17 protein-coding genes are annotated in these 15847 nt (G+C 68.4%); 12 read left to right on the top strand and 5 right to left on the bottom strand.

Features of this window, described 5'->3' with window-relative positions:
• Positions 1-12 precede the first annotated feature (12 nt).
• From cphA to VA613_RS10630, 5 genes are all read left to right on the top strand, one after another.
• Positions 13-2583, top strand: a complete 2571-nt coding sequence (gene cphA / locus VA613_RS10650) for a cyanophycin synthetase (protein WP_324778993.1) — start codon at positions 13-15, stop codon at positions 2581-2583.
• An 88-nt stretch (positions 2584-2671) separates the two neighbouring features.
• A complete protein-coding gene (locus VA613_RS10645) occupies positions 2672-3607 on the top strand; it encodes a PDC sensor domain-containing protein (RefSeq protein WP_324778992.1) in 936 nt (311 codons plus the stop codon).
• Between the two features lie 71 nt (positions 3608-3678).
• Positions 3679-5016: a chloride channel protein gene (locus tag VA613_RS10640; protein ID WP_324778991.1), complete on the top strand. Its 1338-nt coding sequence runs from the start codon at positions 3679-3681 to the stop codon at positions 5014-5016.
• Positions 5017-5068: 52 nt separating this feature from the next.
• A complete protein-coding gene (locus VA613_RS10635; protein ID WP_324778990.1) occupies positions 5069-5323 on the top strand; it encodes a hypothetical protein in 255 nt (84 codons plus the stop codon).
• Positions 5324-5482: 159 nt separating this feature from the next.
• Complete coding sequence (locus tag VA613_RS10630) at positions 5483-6310, top strand: HDOD domain-containing protein (protein WP_407702842.1); 828 nt, start codon at positions 5483-5485, stop codon at positions 6308-6310.
• A gap of 12 nt (positions 6311-6322) precedes the next feature.
• Here the strand turns inward: VA613_RS10630 and VA613_RS10625 are convergent, their stop codons facing one another.
• The 5 genes from VA613_RS10625 to VA613_RS10605 all read right to left on the bottom strand — a co-directional run bounded on the left by VA613_RS10625 (position 6323) and on the right by VA613_RS10605 (position 9945).
• A complete protein-coding gene (locus VA613_RS10625) occupies positions 6323-7159 on the bottom strand; it encodes a MinD/ParA family protein (protein ID WP_324778988.1) in 837 nt (278 codons plus the stop codon).
• Complete coding sequence (locus VA613_RS10620) at positions 7156-7905, bottom strand: GGDEF domain-containing protein (protein WP_324778987.1); 750 nt, start codon at positions 7903-7905, stop codon at positions 7156-7158. The genes VA613_RS10625 and VA613_RS10620 overlap by 4 nt, the downstream gene beginning before the upstream one ends.
• Positions 7906-8057: 152 nt before the next feature.
• A complete protein-coding gene (locus VA613_RS10615) occupies positions 8058-8972 on the bottom strand; it encodes a hypothetical protein (RefSeq protein WP_324778986.1) in 915 nt (304 codons plus the stop codon).
• Between the two features lie 184 nt (positions 8973-9156).
• Complete coding sequence (locus VA613_RS10610; protein ID WP_324778985.1) at positions 9157-9528, bottom strand: TusE/DsrC/DsvC family sulfur relay protein; 372 nt, start codon at positions 9526-9528, stop codon at positions 9157-9159.
• Positions 9529-9687: 159 nt separating this feature from the next.
• The gene (locus VA613_RS10605; protein WP_324778984.1) at positions 9688-9945 is read right to left on the bottom strand and encodes a hypothetical protein; all 258 of its coding nucleotides are present in this window, start codon (positions 9943-9945) and stop codon (positions 9688-9690) included.
• Between the two features lie 181 nt (positions 9946-10126).
• Here VA613_RS10605 and VA613_RS10600 point away from each other — a divergent pair, with 181 nt between their 5' ends.
• From VA613_RS10600 to leuB, 7 genes are all read left to right on the top strand, one after another.
• Positions 10127-10663, top strand: a complete 537-nt coding sequence (locus VA613_RS10600) for a flavin reductase family protein (RefSeq protein ID WP_324778983.1) — start codon at positions 10127-10129, stop codon at positions 10661-10663.
• A gap of 86 nt (positions 10664-10749) precedes the next feature.
• Positions 10750-10950 (top strand): dodecin family protein, encoded by a 201-nt coding sequence (locus tag VA613_RS10595; protein ID WP_324778982.1) that lies wholly within the window; start codon positions 10750-10752, stop codon positions 10948-10950.
• 122 nt (positions 10951-11072) lie between these two features.
• Entirely contained in the window at positions 11073-12236 is a 1164-nt protein-coding gene (locus tag VA613_RS10590; protein WP_324778981.1) for an MFS transporter, read from the top strand.
• 35 nt (positions 12237-12271) lie between these two features.
• Entirely contained in the window at positions 12272-13675 is a 1404-nt protein-coding gene (gene leuC, locus VA613_RS10585) for a 3-isopropylmalate dehydratase large subunit (RefSeq protein ID WP_324778980.1), read from the top strand.
• Positions 13676-13686: 11 nt separating this feature from the next.
• Complete coding sequence (locus tag VA613_RS10580) at positions 13687-14001, top strand: hypothetical protein (RefSeq protein WP_324778979.1); 315 nt, start codon at positions 13687-13689, stop codon at positions 13999-14001.
• Positions 14002-14014: 13 nt separating this feature from the next.
• Entirely contained in the window at positions 14015-14653 is a 639-nt protein-coding gene (leuD, locus tag VA613_RS10575) for a 3-isopropylmalate dehydratase small subunit (protein ID WP_324778978.1), read from the top strand.
• Between the two features lie 74 nt (positions 14654-14727).
• A complete protein-coding gene (gene leuB, locus VA613_RS10570) occupies positions 14728-15804 on the top strand; it encodes a 3-isopropylmalate dehydrogenase (RefSeq protein WP_324778977.1) in 1077 nt (358 codons plus the stop codon).
• Positions 15805-15847: the final 43 nt, after the last annotated feature.

The following is a 15847-nucleotide window of genomic DNA, read 5'->3' as shown; positions in this document are numbered from 1 at the left end:
GAACACGCGTTCATGGAAATTTCACGGATCCGGGCACTGCGCGGCCCCAACCTCTGGAGCCGGCACACGGCCATCGAGGCGCTGGTCAACTGCACCGCCGACGAGACGCGGATCGGCTCGCTCGGCGGCTTCGAGGAACGCCTGCGGGCGCGCTTCCCGGAGATCGGGTCGATGCGGCCGATCGGCTTCGAGGACGACATCTCGGTGGCGCACGTGCTGGCCTTCGCCGCGCTCGGCCTGCAGGCGCAGGCCGGCTGTCCGGTCAGCTTCTGCGTGACCGCGCCGACCGTGGAGCCCGGCACCTACCAGGCCGTCTTCGAGTACAGCGAGGAGGCGGTCGGGCGGCTGGCGCTCGAACTCGCCGAATCGCTGTGCCGCGCCGCACGCGATGACGCGCCGTTCGACCTGGAAGGCGCGCTGGCGCGGCTGCGCGAACTCGACGAGGACATCCGCCTCGGCCCCAGCACCGGCGCGATCGTGCAGGCCGCGCTCGCGCGCGGCATCCCGGTCCGCCGGCTGGCCGAGAGCAGTCTCGTCCAGTTCGGCTGGGGGAGCCGCCAGCGCCGCATCCAGGCGGCGGAGACCGACCGCACCAGCGCCATCTCCGAGGCGATCGCGCAGGACAAGGAGCTCACCAAGAAGCTGCTCGAGGCCGCGGGCGTGCCGGTGCCGCGCGGGCGCGTCGTGACCGACGCCGAGGCGGGCTGGGCGGCGGCGTGCGAGATCGGACTGCCGGTGGTGGTCAAGCCGCGCGACGGCAACCAGGGCAAGGGCGTCACCGTCAACATCCTGACCCGCGAGCATTTCATGGCCGTATATGGTGCCGCCGCCGCGATCAGCGAGGAAGTGCTGGTCGAGAGCTTCATTCCCGGCCACGACCACCGGCTGCTGGTGGTCGGCAGCCAGCTGATCGCCGCCGCGCGCCGCGAGCCGCCGCACGTGATCGGCGACGGCGTGCATACGGTGCGCGAGCTGGTCGACCAGATCAACAGCGACCCGCGCCGCGGCGAGGGGCACGCCACCTCGCTGACGCGCATCCGCCTCGACGACATCGCGATCGCGCGCCTGGCGGTGGACCGCTACACGCCCGAGACCGTGCCCGCCATGGGCGAGCGCGTCATCCTGCGCAACAACGCGAACCTCAGCACCGGGGGAACCGCCACCGACGTCACCGACGACGTCCATCCGGAGGTGGCGGCGCGTGCGGTCGAGGCGGCGCAGATGATCGGGCTGGACATCTGCGGTGTCGACGTCGTCGCGATGACCGTGCACAAGCCGCTCGAGGAGCAGGGCGGCGGGATCGTCGAGGTCAACGCGGCGCCGGGCCTGCGCATGCATCTGGCGCCGTCCTATGGCAAGGGCCAGCCGGTGGGCGAGGCCATCGTCTCGGCGATCTTCCCGGCGGGCGAGGATGGGCGGATCCCCGTCGTCGCCGTGACCGGTACCAACGGCAAGACCACGACGGTACGCCTGATCGCGCATTTCCTCGCGCTCGCCGGCAAGCGCGTCGGCATGACCGCGACCGACGGCGTCTACGTCGAGGGACGCCGCATCGATACCGGCGACTGCAGCGGCCCGAAGAGCGCACGCAACGTCCTGCTGCACCCGGACGTCGACGCGGCGGTGCTGGAAACCGCGCGCGGCGGCCTGCTGCGCGAGGGGCTCGCGTTCGACCGCTGCAAGGTCGCGGTGGTGACGAACATCGGCGTCGGCGACCACCTTGGCCTCAACTTCATCACCACGGCGGAGGACCTCGCGGTGCTGAAGCAGGTCGTGGTGCAGAACGTCGCCCCCGACGGCGTCGCCGTGCTCAACGCCTGCGATCAGAAAGTGGTCGACATGGCGGTGCACTGCCCGGGCACGGTGATCTTCTTCGCCTGCGAGCAGCATCAGCCGATCATCGCGGCCCAGCGCGCCCAGGGCAAGCGCGTCGTGTATCGGGATGGCGACTGCATCGCCGCGTCGTGGGGCGAGGCCGAGACGCGCCTGCCGCTGGCGGAGATTCCGCTTACCGGCGACGGGCTGATCGGCTTCCAGATCGAGAACGTCATGGCCGCCGTCGCCGCCGCCTGGGCGCTGGAGATCGACTGGGACGTGATCCGCACGGGCCTGCGCAGCTTCGACAGCGATGCGCATACCACCCCCGGGCGCTTCAACCGCTTCGCATACCGCGGCGCGACGCTCATTGCCGATTATGGGCACAATCCGGACGCCATTCGTGCGCTGGTTACCGCGGTCGAGGCCATGCCCGCCAGGCGCCGGGTCGTCGTCATCAGCGGCGCCGGCGACCGGCGCGACGAGGACATCCGCGAGCAGACGCGCATCCTCGGCGCCGCCTTCGACGAGGCGGTGCTGTATCAGGACCAGTGCCAGCGCGGCCGCGCCGAAGGCGAGGTGGTCGCGCTGCTGGAAGAAGGGCTGCGCGGCGCGGCGCGCACCCGCGCGGTCGAGAAGATCACCGGCGAGTTCCTCGCCATCGACACCGCGCTGGCCCGCCTCGAGGCGGGCGACCTGTGCCTGATCCTCGTCGACCAGGTCGAGGCGGCCCTGGCCCACATCGAACGGCGCATCGCCGAGGCCTGATCCCGTACTCGCCGGCGCGGTTGAACTCCGGGCGGCGTTTTCCATCCAATCACCGGTTGTGCGCGACCGGAGGATCGTCGGCAGGCCCATGAATGTCTCGTGGAAGGACAGCATCTACCTGCAGCGCGAGGCGCTGGCGCGCATGCTGCGCGCGCCGCTCGCCCGCCTGGCGGAAGGCTGCGCGCCGGCGTGGGGGCAATGCGATGCGCTCGATGACGTGCTGCGGGCGCACGCGGCCAGCGTGCCGCATTGCTCGCTGCTCTATTGCGTCGGTACCGACGGCATCCAGGTCAGCAACAGCGTGGCTCCGACCGGCCTCATTCCGGGCCAGTTCGGCAGCGACCGCTCGCAGCGGCCCTACATGAAGGAGCCCGTGCCCGTCTGGGGCTTTCTGCTTTCGGACGCCTACATCGGCCAGAAGGATCACCGGCCGTCGCTGACCGCGCTTCAGGCGGTGACGCGGGGCGGCGGGACGCTGGGCTACGTCGGCGCCAACTTCGATCTGCGCAACCTGCCGGTGCTGGCGGCGCTCTACGATGAACCGGAGGATTGGCGCCAGGTGAAGGGCGACCCGGCGATCCGCGGCACGGTGTTCCAGCAGTGCCGGGTCGAGAGCCCGCTGGATCGCAATCTGGAGCAGGCGCTGTCGATCCTGGAGGAATTGCTCACGCTGCGCGGCGTGTTCCAGTGCCAGGTCCATTTCTCCAGCAGCGTGGCGACGATCTGGACGGTGGACGACCCCTTCCGCTATCGCCTGCTGGACCACGAGGCCTTGAGCGACCCCGACATCTGCCTCGTGTATCCGCCGCGCGCCTACCCGGCCGACGCGGCGATCCCGCAGCAGGCCATCGCGCGGATCCTGTCCATGCTGAGCGTGCTGCGCCTCACCGATCCGACGATCTACCTGCGCGTCGCCTCGATCAACCTGTTCAACGGCATGGTGAGCGCGACGTTCTCGTGCGACGGCTCGCACTACATGCCGCACGCCGAGTTCCTGCAGAAGGACGCGAGCTTCTGGTTCTGAGCGGGCGCAAAGGTGCGGCCGAGGCGGCTCGCGCGACAGGTCGGGCGGCACGCGGGTATCATCGGGGCATCATGAGCTGGCGCCCATCCCGTTTCCCCTATGTCCAGCGACGCCATCGCGTCGGCCTGCTTTCGTTGCGCCTGTGGGTGCGCCACATGCTGTTCTGGGGCGGCGCGGTCGTCGTCGGCCTGGCGGCGACGGGGTTCGCGCTGAGCAGCGACTTCGCGCACGTGGTGTTCCGCAAGATCCTGGCGGTATCGCCGTGGCTGCCCCTGCTGGTGACGCCCCTGACGCTGGCGGCGGTGGCGGCCCTCACCCAGCGCTACTTCAAGGGGGCGGAAGGCAGCGGCATCCCGCAGACGATCGCCGCGATCCGCATGGACGAGGGCGGCCCGCGCGACACGGTGCTGTCGCTGCGCCTGGCGGCGGCCAAGATGGTGCTGACCTGCCTGAGCGTGGCGGGCGGGGCGAGCGTGGGGCGCGAAGGCCCCACCGTGCAGGTGGGGGCGGCGCTGCTCTACAACCTGCGCTGGCTGATCCGTTTCCCCCGCCATCTGCTCGAGCGCGGCCTCATCGTCGCGGGGGGCGGCGCCGGCGTGGCGGCAGCCTTCAACACGCCGCTCGCCGGCGTCGTGTTCGCGATCGAGGAGATGGCGCGCTCGTTCGAGGAGCGCTCGAGCGGCACGCTGGTCACCGCGGTCATCATCGCGGGCCTGGCGGCGGTCTACGTGCAGGGCAACTACACCTACTTCGGCGCGACCCACGAGACCCTCGCCGGGACGTCGGCCTGGCTCGGCGTGCTGCTGTGCGGCCTCGCCGGCGGGCTGCTGGGCGGCGGGTTCAGCCGGCTGCTGCTGGCCGTCTCCGCGCATGGTCTGCCGGGCCGCGCCGGCGCCTTCATGCGGGAACACCCGGTCGCCTTCGCCGCCGTCTGCGGACTCGCGCTGGCGCTGACCGGCCTTGCGTCCGGGAGCGCGGTCTACGGCAGCGGCTATGCCGAGGCGAAGCACTTGATCGAAGGCTCGGGCGAGGTGTCTGCGGGATACGGCCTGTGGAAGATGCTGGCGACCTTCGTGTCCTTCGTCAGCGGCATCCCGGGCGGCCTGTTCGCGCCGAGCCTGTCGGCCGGCGCCGGCATCGGCCACACCGTGGCGGGCCTGCTCGGGGAGGCCAATACGGGGCCGCTGATCGTGATCGGCATGGCGGCCTATTTCGCCGGCGTGGTGCAGGCGCCGATCACGGCCTTCGTCATCGTGATGGAGATGACCGACAACCACGCGATGGTCGTGCCGCTGATGCTCGCCACGCTGCTCGCGACCGCGGCGTCCCGCATCGTGTGCCCGCGGCCCCTGTACAAGGCGCTGGCGAACAACTACCTGGCGCGGGTGCGGCCCGCCTCGACCACGTGACCCTGGCGAGGCCGCCGGCCACGCCTTCCTTCGTCCCCTTCCGGAGCGCTCGATGAACCTTCGCACGACCTTGCTGCTGGGACTGTTGCTGGCGCTGATCGGGTGCAGCAAGCTCACCCTGGAACACTACAACCAGATCAGCGTGGGGATGTCCTACGACGACGTCACCCGGCTGATCGGCCCGCCCGACCGCTGCGACGACGTGATGGGCGTGCGCAGCTGCGACTGGCGCGACGGCGAGCGCAGCGTGCACGTCAATTTCCTCGGCGGCCAGGTCCTGCTGTTCTCATCGAGCAACCTGAAGTAGGGCGCGCCGCCGGCTTGCGCTCAAGCCCAGGCAGGGGCGGCCGATACATCCCGTAGGGGACCCGGGTCGGTCGGGTACGAGTCGGGCCCTCTCCGCGACACGCGCCCGGCCGTGCCGGCGGCGGCCCCGCAGTCATGAACCGGCCCGGGCACAGGAGGAATGATGCTTCAGCAACCGGAAGGCCTCGCGGATTGGCTCGCGTTCCTCGGGCGTGCCGACATTCCGGTGCTGCAGCACACGGCGCGCACCCTGGCGCGCCTGCAGGACGACGAGAAGCAGTTCAACGCGCGCAGCGTCGCCGACGTCGTGACCGACGACCCGCTGATGACGCTCAAGCTGCTGCGCTACATGCAGACGCACAAGCACCGCAACCAGAGCTACGAACTGGTCGACGTCAAGCAGGCGCTGCTGATGATGGGGCTCGATGCCTTCTTCCGCGACGTGCCCGCGATGCCGCTGGTCGAAACCCTGCTGACCGGTCAGCGCGGCGCGCTGGTGCGCCTGCTCCACACCGTCCGGCGGGCGCAGCGCGCGGCGTACTACGCTTTCGACTGGGCCCTGCGCCAGCACGACCTTCATGCGGAGGAAGTGCAGGTGTCGGCCCTGCTCACGCATGTCGCGGAGATGCTGATGTGGTGCTTCAGTCCGGCGCGGATGATCGAGATCGAGCGCATGCAGGCCGCCGATGCCGCGCTGCGCAGCGCCGACGCACAGCAGCAGGTGCTGGGCTTCCCTCTGGCCGACCTGCAGCGCGAACTGACCGTCGCATGGGGCCTGCCCGAACTGCTGGTCAATCTCGCCGATCCGGCGCATCGCCATACCAGCCGCGTGCGCACCATCACGCTGGCGGTCAACCTGGCGCGGCATTCGGCGCACGGCTGGGACGACGCCGCGCTGCCGGACGACTTCGAGGACATCGCCGCCCTGCTTCACATGGACGTGGCGAAGGTGATGGCCCTCGTCAAGGCCGGCCCCGCGGTTGGCTGAGGCGCGACTGCGCTAGGCGAGCCGCGGCATCACGCTCTGTTCGAGGCGGCTGGCCAGTTGCGAAATGGCCTGGCCGGCGGGACAGCCGGGGGAGAGCTGCATCAGCAGCTTGCGCCGCATCACCGCCTCGCGCACCGCGGGGTCGACCGGGATGTCGCCCATGTGAACCAGTCGCGGCGGCTTGCCGGAGGCGGTCGCGACGAAGCGGTCGAGGACCTGCTGCAGCTGCTGGGTGATCGGCAAGCCGGCGCCCGGGCGGGGCGCCTGGTTGACGACGATGCGCACGGTCTGCCGCTGCTGCTGGCCTGCCAGCACCTTGATGGTCGCGTAGGCGTCGGTGAGCGAGGTCGGCTCCGGGGTGGCGACCATCAGCACCTCGGAGGCAAGCGAGACGGCGAACAGCACCACGTCGGAGATGCCGGCGCCGGTGTCGAGCAGCACGATGTCGTAGTGCGGCACCAGCCCGCTCACGATGCGCAGGAACTCGTCGCGAACCTCGGGCGTGAGGCGGGAATATTCGACCATGCCGGAGCCTGCCAGCAGGACGGAGAAGCCGCCCGGCGCCGGCAGGATGGCCTCCTCCAGCCGCGCCTTGCCGGTGAGGACGTCATGGAGCGTGAGCTTGGGATAGAGGTTGAGCACCACGTCGAGGTTGGCGAGGCCGAGATCGGCATCGAGCACCAGGACCTTGTGGCCGCGCTTGGCCAGCGCGGCGGCGAGGTTGGCGGAGACGAAGGTCTTGCCGACGCCGCCCTTGCCACTGGTGACGGCGACGACCTTGCCTAGGGGGCGCAGCGGCAGCGCGGTCGTGTCGGGGGCGTCGGCGACGGGAGCGAGCAGATCGGTCATGCGTTCACCCGGGGTTGGATGGCGGGGTCGGCGGCCTCATCGGTCGGCGCCGCGTCGCCGGCGAAATGGCTGAAAAGCAGGCCTTTTTCCTCGGCACTGACCGAAATCTCGTGCGGCAGGTCGAGAAATGCCTGGTTGCGCCCGTCGGCCTTCGCGCGGTAGAGCTGCATGTCGGCGCGCTCGATCCACAGGTCGGTCGTCGAGCGCACCCATTCGGGTGCATAGGCGCCGCCGATGCTGATCGTGACTTTCAGCGTGACCAGCGGCGTCACGGCGATCGAGAGCGACTCGACCGCGCGGCGCACGCGTTCGGCCACGGTGCGGCCGCAGGTCGGGCGGCAGTTGGGCAGGATCATCGCGAACTCCTCGCCGCCGTAGCGCACCACGGTGTCCATCGGCCGCACGCAGTGCGCCAGGCAGGCGGCGACTGCCTGCAGCACCTGGTCGCCGGCCAGATGGCCGTGGGTGTCGTTGATCTGCTTGAAGTGGTCGATGTCCAGCAGCAGCAGCAGGATCGATTCGCCCGATCGTGCGACCACCTCGATGGCGCGCTCCAGCGTGGCGAGGAAATGCCTGCGATTACCGAGTCCCGTCAGCGGATCCCTGAGCGAGAGCTCGCACAGACCGTCGATCATCCGCTGCAGGTAGGCGGCAGCGGATTCCCCGGCTTCCCGCTCCCCGTCCTGGCCCGCATGCTCGAGCAGCGCGCGGGCGTCGTCCAGCCTGAGCGCGTGCAGGTCGATCATCGGGGAGGAAGTCAGTGAGGCCACAGGGAGTCCGGTACCTGCCGTCATGTGCCGGCGCGGGGCGGAAACGGGACCCTGCACCGATTATGGGCGCAAGTATGTGAGCAATCGCGCGATTGATCAAGCGCACGGGCCGCGCCAGCGCGGTGGCGTCAACCCGCCATCGCCAGCCGCGGCGCCTCGTATTCCGCCGACGACGGCGGAAACGGCACGCGCCTCGCTTCGTTGCCATGATGGTCGCGGTAGACGAGCTCGCGGGTGGCGAAGTCGTACTCCGGGTGGCGCGCACTCCACTGGTTCAGGAAGTGCACGTAAAAGGCCGAGAACAGTCCGTGCGTGGGCCGCTCCTTGTCGAGGGCGAACACGTATTCCGGTTGCGCATCGAGGCGCTGGCCGTCGTGGCAGTACTGTACCCATACGTGCTCGCCGGTCACGATCAGGCTCCAGAACGGCGGCTCGTCATAGAACTTCAGCATGACCTGCTTGCCCGCGGCCGCCAGGCGCGAGAGCCGGGCGATCGCGGCGGCCGTTTCCTCGGCGTGGCGTTCCAGCAGCGACGCCGGGTCTCCGAACGACTGCATGCGTCGCATCGCACCCGGGCCGTAGGGATTCATCAGCATCACCCGCAGCTCGTAGCACTGGTCGATGACGTCGTGCAGCTTGCGCTGATCGGCCACGAAGGTGTCGTAACCGGTGATCGACAGCACGGATACGTCGCGCGCACCGGTGATCCGCTCGATGAGCTGGCGGTCGCTGCGATGCCCATGTGCACCGCCCTCGCGGACGTGAATCAGCGAGGCCAGCTGGTTCATCCGTTGGCTGAGCCGCCCTTGGCGGGCGCTGAGAAAGAAGTTGAACAACAGCACCAGGACGGCGGCGAAGATGATCTCGTTGATCAGCAGCAATTGAGAATCGTCTTCCACCATGGGCCACCAGGTGAACAGGATGTATTTCGCCAGCATGGGCAGCGAGAACGCGATGCCGACAGCCAGCAGGGTGACGCCGACGTGGCCAAGAATGTGTCGCACCGTGTGGGCGAGGCCGATCAGGTGGGGATGGCGCTCCATGGTCCTCCTTTTGCCTCCCGCAAGGGGCGAGGCGTTGTTGATGATGCAGCGTGCCGCATCGAAAAAACAACGGCACACCGGAGTGTTTGAAGGAAGAAGGCGGAATTGGTTCGCGCACGGAATCGCAGGCGCGAAAACGCCCTGCCTGACGGGCGCCAGGCAGGGCGGTCAGGGACGGACAGGACTAGGCGACGCTGCCGAAGCTGCGGTCGCTGGCGATGAAGGGCGCCTTCAGTCCGGCGAGGCGGCAGCTCTGGGCGATCGGGCCGCCGGGGAACAGCGTGTACAGGTACTTGAGTCCGCCTTCTTGGTGGAAACGCTCGTCCAGTGCGTCGTGCAGATCGCGCAGATTGATGACGGTGTCGTCGGCGTGGTGGACGTAGTACTGCTGCAACGCGCGAATCACGTTCCAGTGTTCGTTGGTCAGCTTCAGTCCTTCCTCGCGGGCGATCCGTTCCGCGTCGGCGCGCGCCCAGTCGAGCGGCGCGTGCGGAAAATCGGGGTCGACAACGGGCTCGCGGATCAGTTGATTGATGTCGGTCGAAACGTGCAGCATGGTCATCTCCTTCGTGACTACAAGGAATATCCTTACCCTAGGTCAGCACGCGCCGGGATACAAGGCGAGTTTGGGTCGCCTCGCGTCATGCAGGCAGGGTCGCGCCCCTGGGGGCGCGACCCGTTAGCACGCTTGCGGAGGCGCAGGGCCCCCGGCCGGTCAGCGGCTGCTGCCCGACCCGGACGACACGGTCGTGGTCGTGTCGAGATAGCGGTTCACCGTGTCGGCGCCGGCCCCCTGGCTGACGACGTCCGCGAAGTCGGTCCCGCTGAGGTCGTCCTCGATCTGGATGTTGTGGATGTCATTCGGCATGTTGGCCCAGCCGGCGCCCATGGGGCTGTTGTGGTCGGCCAGCGCGGAGCCGGAGGCGAGGGCGGCCAGGGAGGCGAGGATCAGGGCGTGTGCGGTTTGCTTCATGAGTCACTCCTTTTTCAGATTGAAAGATCCGCAAGCAGCCGTCGGCGTGCATGGGATGGACGCATCGTAGGGAGCGCGTGTGGCGGGGGTGTGTCGCGACCGTTCCGGATTGTGACAGTCTGTGTCAGGCGCGCGTGAGCGACTAAGCTGAGAGTGTGCGTCCCGCGCAAGGAGCTTCGCCATGGCGAAACGATCGTATCCGCTCTCCAAGGTCTACGGCCTGCTGGAACCCGGCCCGGTGGTGCTGGTGACCACGGCCCGCAAGGGACGCGCCAACGTCATGACCATGTCGTGGCACACCATGATGGAATTCGAGCCGCCGCTCGTCGGCTGTGTCATCAGCGGGCGCAACGCCTCGTTCGAGACGCTGCGGGCGACGAAGGAGTGCGCCATCAACATTCCCACGCGCGAACTGGCGAAGCAGGTCGTCGGCGTCGGCAACTGCTCGGGCCTCAAGGTCGACAAGTTTGCCCGCTTCGGCCTGACGCCGGTCGACGCCGCCGAGATCGGCGCGCCGCTGATTGAGGAATGCTACGCGAACCTCGAATGCCGGGTGGCCGATACGCGGCTGGTGAACCGCTACAACTTCTTCATCCTGGAGGTCGTCAAGGCGTGGGTCGACACGGCCATCAAGCAGCCGCAGACGCTGCACCATCGCGGCAACGGCGTGTTCACCGTCGACGGCGAGACGCTCCGGCTGCGCTCCAACATGAAATAGCGGCCGTCGCGCGCTGCGCCCGGGCTTCCCGGCCCCGGGCGACGGCCGGAATACGGGAACAGGCTGTTCAAGCGGAAGGAGACATCATGAGCATCGCAAAAACCATCGAGATCACGGCAGGTTCCGAGAAGAGCTTCGACGACGCGATCAAGCAGGGCGTCGCCAAGGCGTCCGCGACGCTGGAAAACGTCACCGGCGCGTGGGTCATGGACCAGAGCGTCAAGGTGAAGAAGGGCAAGATCGCCGAATACACGGTGCGGATGAAGCTGACCTTCGTCCTGAAATAAGCCTGTCCGGGCCGCCGCACGCCGGTGGCGCTGGTGGAATGAGGGCGGGCGCTTTCAGCCACCCGGCCCGGGACGCATAATGCGCGCTGCGCAGCGCGCCGCTCCCGCGGCCACCCGAGTTCATGTCCAACGTCCCCTACTGGCGCCTGTCCGGTTTCTATTTCTTCTACTTCGCCTTCGTCGGCGCGATGTCGCCGTTCTGGGGGCTGTATCTGCGCTCGCTGGCCTTCGACGCCTTCCAGATCGGGGTGCTGATGTCGCTGCTGCAGGTGATGCGCATCTTCGCGCCGAACATCTGGGGACACATCGCCGACCGCTCCGGCCGCCGCACGGCGATCGTGCAGCTGGCAGCGCTCGGCAGCGTGCTGGCATTCGCCGGCGTGTTTCTCGGCAGCGGCTTCTGGTGGCTGTTCGTCGTGATGGCGGCGCTGAGCTTCTTCTGGAGTGCCTCCCTGCCGCTGGTCGAGGCGATGACGCTGTCGCACCTGGGCGACCGCACCGACGCCTACGGCCGCATCCGCCTGTGGGGGTCGATCGGCTTCATCGTCATGGTGGTGGGGCTGGGCTATGCCTTCGACCAGGTGTCGATCGGCTGGCTGCCCTGGGCGGTGCTGGCCGTGATGCTCGGCATCGCGGCGTTCGCGCGGGTGATCCCCGAGGCGGACATCCTCGCCCATGCGAACGACCCCCACTCGATCTGGGAGGTCGTGAAGCGGCCCGAGGTGGCGTCGCTGCTCGTCGCGTGCCTGTTGATGGCGGTCACGCACGGTCCTTACTACACCTTCTATTCCATCTATCTGGTCGACCACGGCTACGACAAGTCGACGGTCGGCTGGCTGTGGGCGCTCGGCGTCATCTGCGAGATCGGCATCTTCCTCGTCATCCCGCGCATCTTCGCGCGCGTGACGGCGCGCCGGCTGATCCTGGCGAGCTTTGCGCTGGCCGTCGTGCGCTTCCTGCTGATCGCCTGGGGGGTCGAGTCGCCCTGGCTGGTGTGGGGCGCGCAGACGCTGCATGCCTTCACCTTCGGGACCTACCATGCCGCCGCCGTGGCGCTGATCCATCATCACTTCCGCGGCCGCCACCAGGCCCGGGGCCAGGCGCTCTACACCAGCCTGTCCTACGGCGTCGGCGGCACCATCGGCGGGCTGGCGAGCGGCCTGAGCTGGGAGACGCCGGGGCCGGCCTGGACCTTCACGTTCGCTGCCGGGAGTGCGGCGCTGGCCTGGCTCGTCTACGCCGCGTGGGGGAAAACAAAATCCGTGCCTGCCCCCTCCAAGCTATGAAATAATTGACCTTTCGCTCCCTTATGCCTGCTCGTATGCCCGGCCAGACCCTGTTCCAGAAATTGTGGGATGCCCACGTCGTCCACGTCGAACCCGACGGCACCACCCTGCTGTACATCGACCGCCACCTGGTGCACGAAGTCACCAGCCCGCAGGCGTTCGAGGGGCTGAAGCTCGCCGGCCGCAAGCCGCGCCGCACCGACGCCGCGATCGCGGTGCCCGACCACAACGTGCCGACGACCGACCGCTCGCAGGGTATCGCCGACCCCGTGTCGCGCCTGCAGGTCGAGACGCTCGACGCCAACTGCGCCGAATTCGGCATCACCGAATTCGGGATGAACGACGTCCGCCAGGGCATCGTCCACGTGATCGGGCCCGAGGAGGGGCTGACCCTGCCGGGCATGACGGTCGTGTGCGGCGACTCGCACACCTCGACGCACGGTGCCTTCGGTGCGCTGGCGTTCGGCATCGGCACCTCCGAGGTCGAGCACGTGCTGGCGACCCAGTGCCTCTGGCAGAAACCTTCGAAGACCATGCTGGTCAGGGTCGACGGCGTGCTGGGGCGCGGCGTGACCGCGAAGGACATCGCCCTCGCGGTCATCGGCGAGATCGGCACCGCCGGCGGAACCGGCTACGCGATCGAGTTCGGCGGCTCGGCGATCCGGGCGCTGTCGATGGAAGGCCGCATGACGCTGTGCAACATGGCGATCGAGGCGGGCGCGCGCGCCGGCATGGTCGCGGTCGACCAGACCACGATCGACTACGTGCAGGGCCGTCCCTATGCACCCAACGGCGACGCCTGGGACAAGGCCGTGGCGTGGTGGAACACGCTGCATTCGGACGCCGACGCGAAATTCGACCGCGTGGTCGAACTGGACGCCGCCGCGATCGAGCCGGAGGTCACCTGGGGCACGTCGCCCGAGATGGTGACGACCATCGGCGGCCGTGTGCCTAATCCGGCCGACGCGCCGAGCGAGGTCAAGCGCCACGACTGGACGCGTGCGCTCGAATACATGGGCCTTGCCGCCGGCACGCCGATCGCCGAGATCGCGGTCGACAAGGTCTTCATCGGCTCGTGCACCAATTCGCGGATCGAGGACCTGCGCGAAGCGGCCGCGGTGGCCAGGGGCCGCAAGGTCGCCCCCAACGTCAAGCTGGCGATGGTGGTGCCCGGCTCGGGACTGGTGAAGCGGCAGGCCGAGGCCGAGGGCCTGGACCGGATCTTCGTCGAGGCGGGTTTCGAATGGCGCGAGCCGGGCTGCTCGATGTGCCTGGCGATGAACGCGGACCGGCTGGAGCCGGGCGAGCGCTGTGCGTCGACGTCGAACCGCAACTTCGAGGGGCGCCAGGGGCAGGGCGGGCGGACCCATCTGGTCAGCCCGGCGATGGCCGCCGCGGCCGCCGTCACCGGGCATTTCGTGGACGTTCGCAAGTTGTAAGGAGACAGTCGATGAAGAAGGTTTTCATGCTGGTTCTGCTGGGCTGTCTGGGCGCGCAGTTCGCCTGTGCGGACGAGGGCGTCGCGCAAAAGGTCGGCAACGGCATCAAGCAAGGCGGCGAGGCCGCCGCGCACGGCATCGAGAAGGGTGCCGCCGCGACCGGCCGCGGCGTCACGAAAGCCGTCGAAGCCACCGAACGCGGCGTGAAGCGCGCCGCCGAGGCGACCGAGCGCGGCGTGAAGAAGGGCGCCGAGGCGACCGGCAAGGGCCTGCAGAAGGCGGGCGAGTGGGTCGAAGAGAAAGTCGACTCGGGCGACAGGAAGTAGGGAAAGGCAAGCAATGCAGAAATTCACCGTGCTGGACGGACTGGTCGTGCCGCTGGACCGCGCCAACGTCGACACCGACGCGATCATCCCCAAGCAGTTCCTGAAATCGATCAAGCGTGCCGGCTTCGGCCCGAATCTTTTCGACGAGTGGCGCTATCTCGACCACGGCGAACCGGGCATGGATCCCGCCAGCCGCAAGCCGAATCCGGAGTTCGTCCTGAATTTTCCGCGTTACCGGGGCGCCAGCGTGCTGCTGGCGCGCGACAACTTCGGCTGCGGATCGAGCCGCGAACATGCGCCGTGGGCGCTGGAAGACTATGGCATCCGCGCGATCATCGCGCCGAGCTTCGCCGACATCTTCTACAACAACTGCTTCAAGAACGGCATCCTCCCCATCGTGCTCGACGCGGTGGTGGTCGACCGTCTGTTCCGCGAATGCGACGCGAGTGAGGGCTATCGCCTCAACATCGACCTCGACAAGCAGACCGTGACGACGCCGGGCGGCGAAGCGCTGAAATTCGAAGTCGACGGCGGGCGCAAGCATCGCCTGCTGAACGGGCTCGACGACATCGGCCTGACCTTGCTGCAGGCCGACAAGATCAAGGCCTATGAAGAGCGGCGCCGGGTCGAGGCGCCGTGGCTGTTTGCGTGATCAAGGGGTGAGCGCGAAGGGACTGGACGGACGGACCTTGCCGCACCCCAAATGAAAAAGAATGGTTTGAGAACATGAAGATTGCAGTCTTGCCGGGTGACGGCATTGGTCCCGAAATCGTCGCGCAGGCGGTGAAGGTGCTGGAGGCCCTCAGGGCCGACGGCGCGAAACTCGAAATGGAGACCGCGCCGATCGGCGGTGCCGGCTACGACGCGGCGGGCGATCCGCTGCCGGAGGCGACGCTGACGCTCGCGCGCGAAGCCGACGCGGTGCTGCTCGGCGCCGTCGGCGGCCCGCAGTACGACACGCTCGACCGCCCGCTGCGCCCCGAGCGCGGCCTCTTGCGCATCCGCAAGGAGCTGAACCTGTTCGCCAACCTGCGGCCGGCGCTGCTGTACCCGGAACTCGCGGGCGCCTCGTCGCTGAAGCCTGAAGTGGTCTCCGGCCTCGATATCATGATCGTGCGCGAGCTGACCGGCGACGTCTATTTCGGCCAGCCGCGCGGCATCGAGGTGCGGCCGAGCCCAACGGGGGGGAGCGAACGCGTCGGCTTCAACACAATGCTGTATTCGGAGTCGGAAGTGCGCCGCGTCGCGCACGTCGCGTTCGGCATCGCGATGAAGCGCGGCAGGAAGCTGTGCTCGGTCGAGAAGGCCAACGTGCTCGAATGTTCCGAGCTGTGGAAGGAAGTGATGATCGAGGTGTCGAAGGACTACCCGGAGGTCGAGCTCTCGCACATGTACGTCGACAACGCGGCGATGCAGCTGATCCGCGCGCCGAAGCAGTTCGACACCATCGTGACCGGCAACATCTTCGGCGACATCCTGTCGGACGCCGCCTCGATGCTGTCGGGCTCGATCGGCATGCTGCCGTCGGCGTCCCTGGATGCGCACGACAAGGGCATGTACGAGCCGATCCACGGCTCCGCGCCCGACATCGCCGGCAGGAACCTGGCGAATCCGCTGGCGACCATCCTTTCGGCGGCGATGATGTACCGCTACACCTTCGCCGACCTCGCGACCGCCGACCGCATCGAGAACGCGGTCAAGAAGGTGATCGCGCAGGGCTTGCGCACCGGCGACATATGGACCGAGGGCACGCGCAAGGTGTCGTGCAGCGAGATGGGCGATGCGGTGGTCGCGGCGCTCTAGGATTTAGGAACCAGGGACTAGGCGTTAGGGTTGGAGCGGGCTG

Source organism: Thiobacillus sp. SCUT-2, assembly GCF_035621355.1.
In the GTDB taxonomy this organism is placed as follows: Bacteria; Pseudomonadota; Gammaproteobacteria; order Burkholderiales; family Thiobacillaceae; genus Thiobacillus; species Thiobacillus sedimenti.
The sequence above is the reverse complement of the archived record's forward strand: the minus strand, read 5'-3'. Positions and strand labels throughout refer to the sequence as shown.